Source organism: Flavobacteriales bacterium (assembly GCA_026129465.1).
Classification (GTDB): Bacteria; Bacteroidota; Bacteroidia; order Flavobacteriales_F; family PHOS-HE28; genus PHOS-HE28.
The window spans coordinates 906,795-920,499 of the sequence record JAHCIA010000001.1; the positions used below are offsets into that span (position 1 = coordinate 906,795).

Below are 13,705 nucleotides of genomic sequence, written 5' to 3' on the forward strand. Positions count from 1 at the left end.
AGGACCGTGTCTATCTTGTCCGCATGGAACGGCAGGGCAAACCGGCGATCGAAGAAGTACCCCGTTTCTACCAGGGCTATATGCGCCTGGCTGAAGGCGATGACGTGCTGGACGCTTTGCGCCGTGCGTCCGATCGCGCCTGGCGCACCGTGGAGCGGATGCCACCGGGCCACGATGGCTTCCGATACGCTCCTGGGAAGTGGAGCATCAAGCAGATCTTCCAGCATCTGATCGACAGCGAGCGCATCTTCGCCTACCGCGCGTTGCGCTTCGCCCGGAACGATGCCACCGAATTGCCTGGCTTCGAGGAGGACGCCTATGCCCTGCATGCCGATGTGGACCACCGCGGTTTCCACGAACTGATGGAGGAGCACGACCGGGTGCGCGCCGCCACCATCGCCCTCTTCGGCAGTTTCACGCCCGCGATGCTCGCGCGCGGCGGCCGGGCCAACGGGCAGGATATCGGCACGCACGCCCTGGGCTGGATCATCGCCGGGCATGCCATGCACCACATGAAGATCATCCACGAACGCTACCTGCACCATGGCGAAGCGTAGCATGCAAGAATGGTTCGACGCCTATGGCGTGAGCCACCAGAACCCGACCAACAAATTGGTGCACTGGGTCTGTGTGCCCACCATCTACTTCTGCGTGACAGGCCTGTTGTGGAGCATTCCCGTGCCAGGTGCCTCGGATGGCATCGTGGCCAAGGTGGTCGTGGCATTGGTGGGCATCTTCTACGCCCGGCTGTCCCTCTCCATCATGCTCGGCATGATGGCCTTCAGCATCGGCTGCCTCTTCCTCGCCGCCTGGATCGACCGCACCGCGCCGTGGCCGCTCTGGGCCGTGTGCCTCACGCTGTTCGTGCTGGCGTGGATCGGTCAATTCATCGGCCACAAGATCGAAGGGAAGAAACCCAGCTTCTTCGAGGACCTGCAGTTCCTGATGATCGGCCCGGCCTGGCTGATGGGCTTCATCTACCGGCGGCTGGGCATCGGCTACTGAGCCAGCGCGTGGAAATACTTCGGGCGGTGGCCTTGCAGGCGCTCCGGATGGAGGATGCGGCACAGGTCCAGCAGCACGGTATCCGGTTCCAGCAGCGCCTGGCCGAAGAGATCGCTCATCATGCTGTTGGCATGGAACCCGCTGCGCCGGGATGCGATGGCCTTCGCGATGCGCGTATCCCCACCTGCGACGATGGAAGCGTCCACCACCCCCGCATGGGCCACCACCTGCCCGAACCGATCCACCTTCAGCGCATGGTGCAGCACCACCTCCCGGTCCAGCGCTATGTTCTCCGACCCTGTTTCGGCCAGGACATACGCGCCGCCCGCATGGTGGATCAGCGTGGCCATGTAGCTGTCCCCGCTCGGCGCATGCCATCGGTCCTGCCAGGAACTGCCGAAGAACACCGTGGGTCGCTGGAGGTCATCCCGCACGATCAGGTCGGTATAGCGGCCGGCGATGGTGCGGAACAGGCTGTCGGCCCTGGCCTCCACACCCAGCAACACACCGAAGAAGCGCAACCACTCGGCGCGGCCCAGCGGATGCTCCTCCAGGTACTCGGTGATCTGGACCACCGGGACGCCCGCGGTCTCCAGACCGGGATCCTTTCGGCCAAAGGGATGGTCCAACAAGGCCTGCGGTCCCAACCGGAGGAGCAGCTCACGATCGATCCCGGCCGCCGTGCCGATCTCCTCCACTGGTGGATCGCGATGCCGCCATCGATCGGCATGGTGCATCCGCCCCAGATGCGCCGCCCCTGCCACGGCGTCGCTCGCACCCAAGGCCGCGATGTAGGCCAGATGCGTGGTGCTGGCCACGGCGATGCGCTTCAAGGGGAAGGCGAGTCCTTGTGGCGATTTACCATAAACGCCGATCGTATCGTGGGCGCCGCCCGGCCCGAGCACCACCAGCAGCTTTTCCACTCCTCGCTCCCCGATGCGAAAGCGGGTGGCGTAGGCATTGTCCCGGTAGGTGATCGGCCCGCTGGCGGAGTCGCTCACCTCCGGGGTGGTGCAACCGCACGCCAGCAGCAAGGCCAGGATCGGAAAGCGGGCTTTCATCGCAATTCGCCCACGAGCTGCAGGACGGCTTCGCGGACGGTGTCGCGCCCCTTCACCAGCCCCACGGGCAGCGGCGTCAATTCATAGTGGGGCGATTCGCCGCGATCGGCCGGCCCCGTGGCGTTGCCTTCCGGCACATAGCGTATCAGCGGAATGCTGAAGCGCAGGCCCGCATGGGGCGTGGTCACGGTCAATTCCCTGCCACCGGTGAAGCTGTGCGCGTTGGTGCCCGTTTCCTCGCCGATGATACGCCCCCGCCGTTCCCGCTTGACCATCATCACGAAGGTGGCACCCGCATCCCGTGTCATCCCATCGGCCACCACATACACCGCTCCTTCGAAGGCCTGGTTGGCGGGCGGTATGGGCAGCAGGCGCACGTCATCGGACCGCAGATGCGCGAACCCGGAGGGTGCTTCCACGAACTGGTCGCGCACGGTGGCATAGAACTCCGGCTGCGGCGTGGCCAGGTCGTAGCGCGCCGGAGGAGACAGGCTGCGCACGGTCATGTCGCGTACCACACGGAAGGGCTTCTGCGCGATGGCGGCGAATACCAATTCGGCCATCGCCAGCTCCCGGCCTCCCGCACCCCGCACATCCACGATCAGCGTCCGCGTCCTGGATCGCCGCAACTCCTTCATCAGGCCGGCGAGATATTTCTCCGGTCTTTGGCCCGACCTGGTGAGACTGTCCCTATCGAAGGTTCGGATGGTGAGCCAGAAGGCCGCCGATCCCTGGACCGGCACACCGCTCCATGGCGCCAACTTCTTGCCGGTGGGCTTGCGCACCCGGGACATTTCCTCCGCCGTGATGCCCATGATCATGCGTTCCTCAACGGTTCCATCCGGTGCGGCATAGCGGACCAGATGTTCATGGCCACTGGATACATGCCGCGCCAGGAGCAGCGGGAACTCCTGCTCGATGAGGCGGTGCTTGAAGGTGATGTTGGCCCCTTCGGCCACGACCGCGCCGCACAGTCGCTCAATGATCTCCGTGGCCGGAAGCCCATTGATGGAGATGATGCGAGCGCCCAATGGCAGGCTGCGGAAGCCCTTCAATTCCTCCTCCACGTACAGACCGTCCTCCAGAAGACGCACCCGCAGCGGGATCAACGGGGTGCCATTGTCCCATCCACCACTGGCCGCGGAAACGGTCGGCTTCAGCCGGGGATCGCCCACGGCATGGAACACGGGCATGATGGCCTTCAGGAAACCGACCGGGGTCATGGGCACATCCACCGAACGCCGGACGGAATCGACCACAGCATCGATGCGCTCCTTCGGCGTGAATCGATAGGGATCGGGATGCGCTTCATGGATGAAGGAGCGCAGGACCTCCAGGTCGTCATGCAGGCGTTCCGGGTAGATGGCCGGGTTGCCCCCGGCTTTCTGGGCGTGTACCACCAACATGGGCATGCCCATCAACACCAGACCGGATACCGCGCGCCACATGCCTGTTCGGAGGGTGTCAAAGGTAGGCCCCATGGATGCCCCGGAAGGCCCGGAATGACACGGCCCCCGCCACGGATGGTCCGCTGCGGGGGCCGGTCGCTGCGATCCGCGATCAGGCTTGGGCCGCCACCTTGGGCGCGGCCTCCAGGATCTCAGGGCCAGCGCCATCGGCGTATCGCTTGAAATTGTCCACAAAGGCCTTGGCGAGGCGCTCGGCCTGTTCCATGTACGCGCTCTCGCTCTTCCATGACTTGCGCGCATGCAGGATCTTGTCCGGCACGTTCGGGCAGGTGAGCGGGAATTTGAGCCCGAAGATGCGGTGCTCATCGTAGGCCACGTTGTCCAACTCGCCACGCAGCGCGGCGGTGATCATGGCGCGGGTGTATTTGAGCTTGATACGTTCGCCGATGCCGTAGGCACCACCGCTCCACCCGGTGTTCACCAACCAGATGCGCACATCGTGCTTCTTCATCAACCCGCCCAGCATGTCGGCGTACTTCGTGGGATGCAGTGGAAGGAAGGGCGCACCGAAGCAGGCGCTGAAAACGGTCTTGGGCTCGGTGATGCCCGCTTCCGTGCCGGCCACCTTCGCGGTGTAGCCGCTGATGAACCAGTACATGGCCTGGCCCGGCGTGAGGCGGCTGATCGGTGGCAGCACGCCATAGGCGTCGCAGGTGAGGAAGAAGATGTTCTTCGGATGCCCTCCCATGCTGGGATGAGCGATGTTGTCGATGTGGTGGATCGGGTAGCTCACACGCGTGTTCTCCGTGCGGGAGGCATCGGTGAAATCCACCTCCGTGCTTTCCCCCTTGAAGCCGATGTTCTCCAGGATGGCGCCGAACTTGATCGCGTCCCAGATCTGGGGCTCCTTTTCACGGCTCAGGTCGATGCACTTGGCATAGCAACCGCCTTCGAAGTTGAAGATGCCCTTGTCACTCCAACCGTGCTCGTCGTCCCCGATGAGGCGGCGATCGGGATCGGCGCTGAGGGTGGTCTTGCCCGTGCCACTGAGGCCGAAGAACACCGCCGTGTCGCCATCCTGGCCGATGTTGGCGCTACAGTGCATGCTGAGCACGCCACGTTCCTGGGGCAGTACGTAGTTGAGCACCGTGAAGATGCCCTTCTTGATCTCGCCGGTGTAGCCCGTGCCCCCGATGATGATCATCTTCCTCGTGAAGCTGATGATGGCGAAGTTGTGCTGGCGCGTGCCGTCCTTCTCAGGGTCGGCGTGGAAGCCGGGCGCACAGACCACATGCCACTCGGGCTCGAAGTCGTCCAATTCATCGCGCGTGGGGCGCAGGAACATGTTGCCTGCGAACATGGCGCTCCAGGGGTACTCGGCCACCACACGCAGGTCCATCCGGTAGTCCGGGTCGGCGCAAGCCTGGGCATCCTTGATGTACACCTCACGGCCGGTGAGGTAGGCGCACATCTTTTCATACAGCGCATCGAACTTGGCCGGGTCGAAAGGGGTGTTCACGTCGCCCCACCACACGGTGTCGCGGGTCTTGTCGTCCTGCACGCAAAACTTGTCCTTCGGGCTCCGGCCGGTGAATTCACCGGTCTCTATGGCGAGCGCGCCAGTGGAGGTGAGTACGCCCTGGCCGTGCAGGATCGCGTGCTCGACGAGTTCTGCGGGTTCCAGGTTCCAATAGGCGTCGCCCACGCGGCCCAGGCCGAGTTTTGAGAGGTCGGCGCGTTTCGGTTTCAGACCGAATTCGTTCATGTCCTTGGGTTTGGTATGAGGGGGGCAAAATTAGCCCCGGCTGTTAACGCAGGGCTAACGCGCATCAGCCTTGCGCAGGGCCGTTATCAACAGCCAGGCCCAGCCCAGCATGAAGAGCAGGCCACCCAAGGGGGTGATCGGCCCCAGGATGGCGGCCGCGTGGTCCCAACCCACCAAGGTTCTGGTGCTCAACAGGTAAAGCGACCCACTGAAGCAGATGACACCGCCGATGAAGGCGAACCGCACAACGCGATGGGTACGGTCGGGCAGCCGTTCCCCCAGGCTGGACAGCCCCAGCAACCCAAGAGCATGGATGAAATGGTAGAGCACGGCGGTGTGCCATTGGTCCAGGGCGGCGGGTCCCAGCAGCGGCTTCAGGCCGTGCGCCCCGAAGGCGCCCAATGCCACACCGAGCAGCAGCAGGGCCGATGCCCAAGCGAGTGATGCGCGATCCATGGCGCGAAGTTCCGCCAAGCCGGAACAAGAAAGCCCCCCGGGTGGTACCGGGGGGCTCTTGCGATGCGTTGTAGGCGATCAGCGGCGAAGCTTGTCCATCTCCTTGTCGAAGGTCTCCTTGAACTTCTCGTAGTCGTAGTCGATGCGCAGACGCTCATCACTGGAAAGGCGCTCATTGTAAGCGCTGAGCAGGTCCTGGGCGCTGAGCTCGATGGCCACGTAGCTCTTGTAGTTGTTGGTGGCCGTCTTCATCATCTTCTCGCAGATGGTCTTCACACCGGAGAGGCGCTGGTCGACCACCTCGCGCATCAAGCTCTCATAGCGCTCGCCGACCTCTTCGCGGTTGTTCATCTCGCGGCTGTTCACGTAGTTGTCGATCACGCCCTTCACCTGCGTGTTGATGGCCTGGGCCAGGTCGGCGCGGGCGTTGCTCATGGCCTTCTTCTTGGCGGTGGCCTGGTCCATGCTTTCACCCAGGTTGTTCGCGCGGAACACCTTGTCGTTGGTGAAGTACTCCGGGCCCGAGCAGGGGATGATCACTTCCACCTCACCGGCGGGCAAGGGATCGGGCTTCTCGGTGACTTTCTTCTTGCTCTTGCAGGCGGTCATGGCGCCGGACAGCATCAGCGCCGTCATCAGGACCGTCAGCGATCGGTTGGTGGTCAAGGTCTTCATGGTGGTTGGGACGTTGATGTTGTCTCTGGTGTGGGTTTGTCCAATCGCGTGCCAAACTACATCATCGCGCGGAGATCCTACATCAGCGCGGCGATCAGCGCGGGGATAAGGTCGCGGCGCATCTCCTGGGCGCCCCGCTTGTAGGCCTCTATGCCAGCACGCAGATCGTCCAGTTGCGTGCCTTTCACGCCCTGGCGGCCGCCCTCATGGATCACATGGCCCGTATCACGGTCGCGCATGGTATAGGTCATGTCCAGAAAGGCCGTATGGAAGCCGCTGGCCTCACCTCCCATGCGGGTGCTGCTGCGCAGATCAAGCAGCAGATCGGCATCGGTCTCCCGGTCCACGAAGCGGAAGCCGCGGCGGGTGAGCTCCTCGCGCATCACGGTGGCAAGTCCCACGTCGTTGGCCGGTCGCGACATGTTGGTCTCATCGGACCGCATGAACACGCGCGGCATCACCAGGTCTATGGGGGCGCGCTTCTCGGGTATGGTCAGGCTGGCCACGAGGGGCTTCACCAAGGCGGGTTCATGCTCTTTGCTCACCAGCGCCTGGATATCCAATCGGACGATGAGCTCGCGGCTCTGGGCCTCCACATCCACACGTTGCACGGTGGTTCGCAGCTGGCCGGAGGCATCCGTGCTCCGCATCTCGGTGACCATGCCCGCCTGTCCGGGGTAGGTGATCACGAGCGGGAGTTGCACCAGATCGCGCCCGCCACCCGCTCCGTTGTGCTGGGCGCTGATGAGCATTTCCCGGCGGAAGGAGCGCGCATGCTCCAGCACGCATCGCTCCGGCAGGATGCCGAGCCGGATACCACTGGTGAGGGCCTGCAGATCGCCGTAGATCTCATTCACGAGCGAAATGTCGCGGCCGTCGAGTTCCACTTTGTCGTTCTCGCCCCAGTGATCGCGCATGGCCAGAAGGGCACGCAGGTCCTGATCGAAGGCCATCCGCAGGTCGCCCGCAGCGAGACTCTGCCGTGCGCGCAGCAACAGGTCCTTCGCCGATCCGATGGCGCGGGCCTTGCGCTCGGCCTTCAAGCGCGCATGTTCGCTCTTCGAAAGGCGGTAGTAGGTCCAATACTCGGTCTCATTCTCCCAAGTGCCCACCAGGTCGAAGCCTTCCAGTTGCTCACTGGTGCGTGTCTTGATCGTGCTGGTGAAGGACTCGTCGAAACGCACACGCTGGTCAAGCGTGTAGAGCAGGCTGTTGCCCTCCACCACCACGCTGATCTCGCTGGCCAGGTCGTTGAGCGCGTTCTTCTTGGCCGTTTCCTGGTGGTCGGGCCGGCTCTTGGAAGCCAGACCGATGCCGATGTAGTAGGCGGAACTCACCGGTCGCGAGCGCACCCAATCGGGCCGCGTGGACATGGTGTCCTCAGCGGGTGGCGGCACCACCTGCCTGCTCCGGCATCCTGCCACCAGGAGCAATGCGGCCATGAACGCGATCCTGATCATGGGATGCGTTGGGCAAGTTCCTGTTGCACGGCGCCGGCCAGGCCGGAGGTGGCCTCCTCCAGCAACTGGTTGCCCAGTGCCGCGCTGGATTTCAGATCGCGTGGAGCGCCGAGCAGGCCGCGCAGATCGTTGCGCGCCCGGCTGCCAAGCTCCACGGTGTTGTTGCCCGACGCCGGGAAGAGCCGGTCGCGGTTGCCCTCATAGTGGGCGTAGTACATGTGGTCCTTGGCCTCGCGGTCCACCACCTTGCTCACAAGCACCTCGCCGGTCTCCAGGCTCACCAGGCGGTAGGAGAAGGACATGCGGGCCACGTTCTCTTGGAAGAACTCCGAGTACTTCACGGGCTTGTAGCGCGTCTCGAAATATTTTTCGCCGGTCTCCTGGTTGGTCATCTGCACGCTGTAGCTCTCGAAACCGTTCTTGGTACTGCGCCGCAACTGGCCGGGGGATTCATTGTAGGACAGGAGTGTTCCGATGAGCACCGCCTGGGCGCCCATGAGGTTGCCCACGCGTACCGCGGTCTGTTCATCCACGATACCGCTCAGGCCAAGGCGCTGCTCCTCCAGGATGCGGTCCATGTTCTCGCGGTCCACCACGCGCAGAAAAGGATCCGTGGTGCGTGTGAGCGAGGTCATGGCATAGGCCTGGATCTTGGCCGCGACGTCATCGCGCTTGTTGGCGCTGGTGAACGGCAGCACGGCGATGGAGTAGCGGCCCTTGTTGAGGGCCTCCTGCCTCAGCGCAGAGGCGTCCTTGTAGCCGGCATCACGCTTCACGATCCGGTCGAACTCGTCGTAGGCCTTGCGGTAGCGGCCCGCCTCCAGATCGATCCTGCCGGCGCGGTAGAGCGGCTCCAGGTAGGCCAGCGTCTGCAGACTGCTCGCATCACGGTAGTTCGGCTCCAGCTTGGCGATCCGCGCGAACACCTTCTCCGCACCCATGAAGTCCTGCTCGGCCAGCCGGGCTTGTCCTTCCTCGTAGAGATCCAGCAGGTGTTCATCCTTCACCCGTGCGAAATCGGTCTGATAGTGTTCCGGTATGGTGAGCATCACACCCATGCGCTGCACCCGGTCCCTGAACATCTCGGCTTCCTGGTAGGCCGCGACAGAAGCCGCCTTGTTCCCGCCGGTGGCCATCGAACGGAAGAAGGTCCCGAGCTTCTCGTCCAGCACGATCTGCCCGGTCTTCTTCAGGCCGATCTTGGCGTCCACGTTGCGGTTGTTCCGCATCAGCGATTGCAGGTACATCTCGGCGGCCTCGCTGTACATGCCGGCCGCATCCAGCTTGCCGGCCCGTTTGGCCATGGGTTTGGAACCCGTGCAGGCCAGCAGCAGGGCGGAGATCAGCAGCAGCGCTATGTGCGTCGTGTGGCGCATCGTGCAATGCTCGGTGGAGGATCGTCCCGGATCAGCGCGTCTGGATGTACTTGTTCAGTTCATCCACCGAACTGGAGAAGGTGAAGGCCTCGTTCACCTTGTAGTAGTTGCCGATGTCGTGCGTGCGGTCGTAGGCGTACTTGGCGAACTCGAGCTTGGTGTCCTCGAAGCTGAACACGCCCATGATGCCCTTGACCTGATCGGTGGTGAAGCAGCGGTCACGGCCGATCTGCCGCGCCAGGGTCATGCGGGTCTCCTCGAAGCTCTGGCCTTCGATGCTCTTGCGGGCATCGGCGAACTCGGTGCCGCTCATCGGCATGCCGCAACCCACCGGGCCGCTGTAGCCCGGCATGCGATAGACCTCGGGCTCGCGCACCGGTGCAGGGGCGGGTGTCACCGGCGCTGTGGTCACCGTTCCACCGGTGGTGGTGGTGGTGGTGGTGCGCGTGGTGGTGGTGGTCGTGGTGGAGGAACCGCCCATGCCCATGCCGTCGTCCACGCGTACGCCCATGTTGATGCCCATGCCGTTGATGCCCATGTTGATCTGGATGTTCTCGCCACCGGTGGTGCCGCTCTGCTCGACCACTGTCACGGACGTGGATTGCTCCACGCCACCGACGCCAACGCTCTGCTCCACGGTGGTGGCGGGCGCTGGGCTGGCCGCCGGTCTGTCGTCGGCGAAGCCTTCAGGACGGGGCTTCACGGGCGCTTCGGGTTTCGCCGTGCCCAATTCCGCTTCACCGGTGGGGCGCAGCACGCGCTCGCCTTTCTTGTTGGTGGTGATCATCACCGTGTACTCCTTGCCCAGCGGGAAATAGCCCGGCTTGCGCATCTGGGGGATGCCCGCATCGGCGAAACGCACGATCACCACGGGCGATTCGTTGCGGATGCCGGTGGCCACCACGCGGGTGGCGGGTTCCTCGTTCTTCACGTCACCGTCCACCACCAGGGTGAACTTGGTGCCGTCGTCGGTGAAGAAGACCAGATCGCTGGTCTGTTGCGCCGCAAGAAACGTGGTGGTGAAGAACAGCGCGGCGGAGAGGGTAAGAAGGTGTTTCATGGTGGTGCTGGTGGATGGTTGGCGAATTTAGGTCGTGGCGGCTGGGGGACAAGGGCCATGCCAAAGGACGGCGGCACCAAGCCGGACGCGGGCTTCCACCGCAACAAACCTGACCTTCGCATCTTCGCGGCCACAAAGGGCTTGTAGCCCATCATCCATGCGCAAGATCCTTGTCCTCGGTGCCGGGCGATCGTCGTCGTCCCTGATCCGCTATCTCATCGGCAACGCATCGGCCCAGGATTGGCGGATCGCGGTGGCCGACCTGGATGTGGCCCAGGCCGCCAGTGCGATCGGCGATGGTTCAGCGGTGGCCGAAGCGGTGGCACTGGACGCGGGTGACCCGCGCAGCCGCCGCGCTTTGATCGGCGCGCACGACCTGGTGATCAGCATGCTGCCCGCCACCATGCACCCGGATGTGGTGCGCGACTGTCTTTCCGAACGGCGGCACGCCATCACACCAAGCTATGTGAGCGACGCCCTGCGTGCGATGGACCCCGCCATCCGCGAAGCAGGCTTGATCATGCTGAACGAACTCGGTCTGGACCCGGGTATCGACCACATGAGCGCCATGCGCATCCTCGATCGTGTCCGCGGCGATGGTGGCGAAATGATCGCTTTCGAGAGCCACACCGGCGGTCTTGTGGCCCCGGAAAGTGACACCAACGCCTGGGGCTACAAGTTCAGCTGGAACCCGCGCAACGTGGTGCTGGCCGGGCAGGGCGGTGCCGCGAAGTACATCCGCGACGGACGTGTGAAGTACGTCCCCTACCACCGCCTCTTCAGCAGTGCGGGGCGCGTGGAAGTGCCGGGCTACGGTGCGTTCGACGCCTACGCCAATCGTGATTCCCTGAAGTACCGTGAGGTCTACGGCCTGGAGGGCATCCCCACGCTGCTGCGCGGCACATTGCGGCGCCGGGGCTTCTGCGCCGCTTGGGACGTGTTCGTGCGTCTCGGCTGCACCGACGATGGATACCCGATGGAACTGCCGGCCACGGCCACCTGGCCTGAGTACCTGGCCGCCTTCCTGTCGGAGCATGGTCCAGGTTCGGTCCGCGAAGGTCTTGTCCAGCAATTGGGCATCGAGCCTGATGGACCGATCATGATGAAGCTGGAGGAACTGGGCCTGTTCGGGAAGGACGCGATCGGTGTGGCGGGGCTGAGCCCTGCCGCCACCTTGCAGCATCTGCTGGAACAACGCTGGAAGCTGATGCCTGGGGACCGCGACATGGTGGTGATGTGGCACCACTTCCGTTACCGAATGAACGGCCGGGAACACGGACTGCAAGCTTCGTTGGTGGTGGAGGGGCAAGATGCCGTGGATACCGCGATGGCCCGAACGGTGGGCTTGCCGGTGGCGATGGCCGCCAAGCTGGTGCTCAACGGGGCGATCTCCGACCGCGGCGTGTTGCTGCCCCTGTCCCCTGCCATCCGCGATCCCATCCTCGATGAACTTGAAGGCTACGGCATCGTGTTCCAGGAGATCGGGGAAACACGCTGAGGCAGGCTCAACGGTCCAGCAGGTCGGCCACCAACGCCTGCACCGCAGGGCTGCGGTCCCGGGCCGCATCCCCTTCCACCACCAGTTCCTCCCGCTCCACTACCAGTGGCCCATGGGAACATTCGAGCATGATCCGCTTCGCCGGACGGTGCGCGACGTAGCGCAAGGCGCATCGGCGTGCAGGCAGCAGACCCCGCCTTTCAGCGATCCCCAGGAACTCCACCTCCCTGTCGGCTGGGATGATCACGGCGAAGCGGCCTGCCGGGGCGAGCAGACGCGCCACGTGTTCCAACAACTGCTCGAAGCTGAGTTCAGCACCATGTTTCGCCACCCGCGTGCGTTCGTCGGCCGGGACCGACTGGCCGGGATAGTAGGGCGGGTTGCACACGACCAGGTCGAAGGGCCCATCACTTCGCATGCGCCGCACGTCCATGCGATGCGCACGCACCCGATCGCTCCAAGGGCTGGCGGCGAAGTTCTCCGCGGCCTGTGCTGCCGCATCATCATCGATCTCCACCGCGTGGACCTCCGCTTCCGGTGCGCGCTGTGCCGCTATCAGGGCCAACAGACCGGTGCCGGTGCCGATGTCCAGAATGCGCATGGCGCCCGCGTGGCGCACCCAGGCCCCGAAGATGATCGCGTCGGTGCCCACCTTCATGGCGCAGCGGTCCTGCCGGATGCTGAACCGCTTGAAATGGAAAACGGACGCTGACATGGCTGGGATCAACCCCGATACAGCTCGATCAGGCCAGGCGGGGTGCGCACGGTCAGCAGTCCGGCATCGGCGTCGATGTCCACGATCATGTCCTCCACCAAGGGCACCATCACCTCGTGGCCGCCGTGCAGAATGGACAACACCGGATTGTCCGCGGTGCCTTCGATGCCGGTGACCTCGCCCAGTTCACCGTGCTCCACATCGCGCACCAGCATGCCGATGAAACTCTCAGGGTCCCAGCTTTCATCACTGCCATCGGCCAGCAGTCCGGGTGGCGCGTACACATCGCGACCCACCAGTATGCCAGCCGCCTCCGGATCATGGAAGTCCTCGAATTTCACCAGTACGCCGGCCCGGCCCTGGTCGCGCAAGCTGGTGTAGCGGAAGGGGACCCGCTGGCCTTCGATGTCCACGAAGAGCCAGCCCTCATGCACCAGGTCGTCCAGGTCGTCAACCTCCAAACGAAGGCTCAATTCGCCCCGGTGGCCCCATGGTTTGCCCAAGCGGCCGATGAAATGCAGGCTTTCCGGGTCCATGGGGGGTGGAAGTTAGGGGCTTCAGGGGTTGAGGACGGGGCACCTGCAGGCCTGGTGGTTAGCGGCCCCATGAAGCAGGAAGCCCGCGTCCGTGGTGGACGCGGGCTTCGCGAATGGGTGCGGGTCGCTTACTCAGCGGCCGGAGCTTCCGGCGCAGCGGCTTCCTCGGCGGGCGGAGCGTCAGCTTCGGGGGCGGCCTCCTCGGCGGCCGGGGGTGGCGTGCTCGCCGCGGCGAGCTTGGCGCTCAGGGCGGCGGCCATCTCATCGGCCTTCTTGGTCTCGGCGGCGATGCGGGCCTTCAGGGCGTCGTCAGCGCTGGCGGCCAGGCGGGTCTTCTTGCCCTCGATCTTGGCGTTCTTCTCGTTCAGCCAAATGTCCAAACGGCGCTGGGCCTCGGCCTCGTCGAAGGCGCCCTTCTTCACCCCGTTGGCCAGGTGGTTGCGGTAGAGGATCCCCGTGTAGCTCAGGATGGCCCGGCAGGTATCGCTCGGCTGGGCGCCTTTCTGAAGCCAGTCGAACGCCTTGTCGCGGTCCAGTTCGATGAACGCGGGGTTCTGGTTGGGATCGTAGGCTCCGATCCTTTCGATGTACTTCCCGTCGCGCGGTGCGCGGGAGTCGGCCACCACCAAGTGGTAGTAAGGCCTGCCTTTCTTGCCCTTACGCTGAAGGCGGATGCGAGTCGGCATGTC

At 64.3% G+C, this 13,705-nt stretch carries 14 protein-coding genes; 3 read left to right on the plus strand and 11 right to left on the minus strand.

Annotated elements, in window-relative coordinates:
* The first annotated feature begins 23 nt into the window (after nucleotides 1–23).
* Together KIT10_03795 and KIT10_03800 are read left to right on the plus strand one after the other, a co-directional pair.
* Nucleotides 24–557: a DinB family protein gene (locus tag KIT10_03795; protein MCW5898372.1), complete on the plus strand. Its 534-nt coding sequence runs from the start codon at nucleotides 24–26 to the stop codon at nucleotides 555–557.
* A complete protein-coding gene (locus tag KIT10_03800) occupies nucleotides 544–1,005 on the plus strand; it encodes a DUF962 domain-containing protein (GenBank protein ID MCW5898373.1) in 462 nt (153 codons plus the stop codon). The genes KIT10_03795 and KIT10_03800 overlap by 14 nt, the downstream gene beginning before the upstream one ends.
* Here the strand turns inward: KIT10_03800 and KIT10_03805 are convergent.
* From KIT10_03805 to KIT10_03840, 8 genes are all read right to left on the minus strand, one after another.
* Entirely contained in the window at nucleotides 999–2,066 is a 1,068-nt protein-coding gene (locus tag KIT10_03805; protein ID MCW5898374.1) for an ABC transporter substrate-binding protein, read from the minus strand. The genes KIT10_03800 and KIT10_03805 overlap by 7 nt on opposite strands.
* Nucleotides 2,063–3,514, minus strand: coding sequence for a hypothetical protein (locus KIT10_03810; GenBank protein MCW5898375.1), 1,452 nt, complete (start codon nucleotides 3,512–3,514; stop codon nucleotides 2,063–2,065). Before KIT10_03810 ends, KIT10_03805 begins: the two co-directional genes overlap by 4 nt.
* A 112-nt stretch (nucleotides 3,515–3,626) precedes the next feature.
* Nucleotides 3,627–5,240 carry a phosphoenolpyruvate carboxykinase (ATP) gene (pckA, locus tag KIT10_03815; GenBank protein MCW5898376.1) on the minus strand — a complete coding sequence of 538 codons (1,614 nt, stop codon included), beginning with the start codon at nucleotides 5,238–5,240 and terminating at the stop codon, nucleotides 3,627–3,629.
* A gap of 54 nt (nucleotides 5,241–5,294) precedes the next feature.
* Nucleotides 5,295–5,696 carry a DUF423 domain-containing protein gene (locus KIT10_03820; protein MCW5898377.1) on the minus strand — a complete coding sequence of 134 codons (402 nt, stop codon included), beginning with the start codon at nucleotides 5,694–5,696 and terminating at the stop codon, nucleotides 5,295–5,297.
* Nucleotides 5,697–5,774: 78 nt separating this feature from the next.
* On the minus strand, nucleotides 5,775–6,371 hold the full coding sequence (locus tag KIT10_03825; GenBank protein ID MCW5898378.1) for an LPP20 family lipoprotein: 597 nt from the start codon (nucleotides 6,369–6,371) through the stop codon (nucleotides 5,775–5,777).
* A 77-nt stretch (nucleotides 6,372–6,448) separates the two neighbouring features.
* Nucleotides 6,449–7,831, minus strand: a complete 1,383-nt coding sequence (locus tag KIT10_03830; GenBank protein ID MCW5898379.1) for an LPP20 family lipoprotein — start codon at nucleotides 7,829–7,831, stop codon at nucleotides 6,449–6,451.
* Nucleotides 7,828–9,207, minus strand: coding sequence for a hypothetical protein (locus KIT10_03835; GenBank protein MCW5898380.1), 1,380 nt, complete (start codon nucleotides 9,205–9,207; stop codon nucleotides 7,828–7,830). Before KIT10_03835 ends, KIT10_03830 begins: the two co-directional genes overlap by 4 nt.
* A 31-nt stretch (nucleotides 9,208–9,238) precedes the next feature.
* Nucleotides 9,239–10,267, minus strand: coding sequence for a DUF4476 domain-containing protein (locus KIT10_03840; GenBank protein ID MCW5898381.1), 1,029 nt, complete (start codon nucleotides 10,265–10,267; stop codon nucleotides 9,239–9,241).
* A gap of 157 nt (nucleotides 10,268–10,424) precedes the next feature.
* On the opposite strand from KIT10_03840, the gene KIT10_03845 reads away from it, so the two are divergent.
* On the plus strand, nucleotides 10,425–11,765 hold the full coding sequence (locus tag KIT10_03845; GenBank protein MCW5898382.1) for a saccharopine dehydrogenase NADP-binding domain-containing protein: 1,341 nt from the start codon (nucleotides 10,425–10,427) through the stop codon (nucleotides 11,763–11,765).
* A gap of 7 nt (nucleotides 11,766–11,772) precedes the next feature.
* On the opposite strand, the gene KIT10_03850 is transcribed toward KIT10_03845, so the two are convergent.
* From KIT10_03850 to KIT10_03860, 3 genes are all read right to left on the minus strand, one after another.
* Nucleotides 11,773–12,480, minus strand: a complete 708-nt coding sequence (locus tag KIT10_03850; GenBank protein MCW5898383.1) for a methyltransferase — start codon at nucleotides 12,478–12,480, stop codon at nucleotides 11,773–11,775.
* 8 nt (nucleotides 12,481–12,488) lie between these two features.
* Entirely contained in the window at nucleotides 12,489–13,016 is a 528-nt protein-coding gene (gene rimM / locus KIT10_03855; GenBank protein ID MCW5898384.1) for a 16S rRNA processing protein RimM, read from the minus strand.
* Nucleotides 13,017–13,144: 128 nt separating this feature from the next.
* Nucleotides 13,145–13,702 (minus strand): 30S ribosomal protein S16, encoded by a 558-nt coding sequence (locus KIT10_03860; GenBank protein MCW5898385.1) that lies wholly within the window; start codon nucleotides 13,700–13,702, stop codon nucleotides 13,145–13,147.
* Nucleotides 13,703–13,705 lie beyond the last annotated feature (3 nt).

What these genes read in the sequence shown, in the direction of transcription:
- KIT10_03795 (MCW5898372.1), top strand. Translation starts at nt 24, where the DNA reads ATGGAACGGCAGGGCAAACCGGCGATCGAAGAAGTACCCCGTTTCTAC.
- KIT10_03800 (MCW5898373.1), top strand. Translation starts at nt 544, where the DNA reads ATGGCGAAGCGTAGCATGCAAGAATGGTTCGACGCCTATGGCGTGAGC.
- KIT10_03805 (MCW5898374.1), bottom strand. Translation starts at nt 2,066, where the DNA reads ATGAAAGCCCGCTTTCCGATCCTGGCCTTGCTGCTGGCGTGCGGTTGC.
- KIT10_03810 (MCW5898375.1), bottom strand. Translation starts at nt 3,514, where the DNA reads ATGTGGCGCGCGGTATCCGGTCTGGTGTTGATGGGCATGCCCATGTTG.
- pckA (MCW5898376.1), bottom strand. Translation starts at nt 5,240, where the DNA reads ATGAACGAATTCGGTCTGAAACCGAAACGCGCCGACCTCTCAAAACTC.
- KIT10_03820 (MCW5898377.1), bottom strand. Translation starts at nt 5,696, where the DNA reads ATGGATCGCGCATCACTCGCTTGGGCATCGGCCCTGCTGCTGCTCGGT.
- KIT10_03825 (MCW5898378.1), bottom strand. Translation starts at nt 6,371, where the DNA reads ATGAAGACCTTGACCACCAACCGATCGCTGACGGTCCTGATGACGGCG.
- KIT10_03830 (MCW5898379.1), bottom strand. Translation starts at nt 7,831, where the DNA reads ATGATCAGGATCGCGTTCATGGCCGCATTGCTCCTGGTGGCAGGATGC.
- KIT10_03835 (MCW5898380.1), bottom strand. Translation starts at nt 9,207, where the DNA reads ATGCGCCACACGACGCACATAGCGCTGCTGCTGATCTCCGCCCTGCTG.
- KIT10_03840 (MCW5898381.1), bottom strand. Translation starts at nt 10,267, where the DNA reads ATGAAACACCTTCTTACCCTCTCCGCCGCGCTGTTCTTCACCACCACG.
- KIT10_03845 (MCW5898382.1), top strand. Translation starts at nt 10,425, where the DNA reads ATGCGCAAGATCCTTGTCCTCGGTGCCGGGCGATCGTCGTCGTCCCTG.
- KIT10_03850 (MCW5898383.1), bottom strand. Translation starts at nt 12,480, where the DNA reads ATGTCAGCGTCCGTTTTCCATTTCAAGCGGTTCAGCATCCGGCAGGAC.
- rimM (MCW5898384.1), bottom strand. Translation starts at nt 13,016, where the DNA reads ATGGACCCGGAAAGCCTGCATTTCATCGGCCGCTTGGGCAAACCATGG.
- KIT10_03860 (MCW5898385.1), bottom strand. Translation starts at nt 13,702, where the DNA reads ATGCCGACTCGCATCCGCCTTCAGCGTAAGGGCAAGAAAGGCAGGCCT.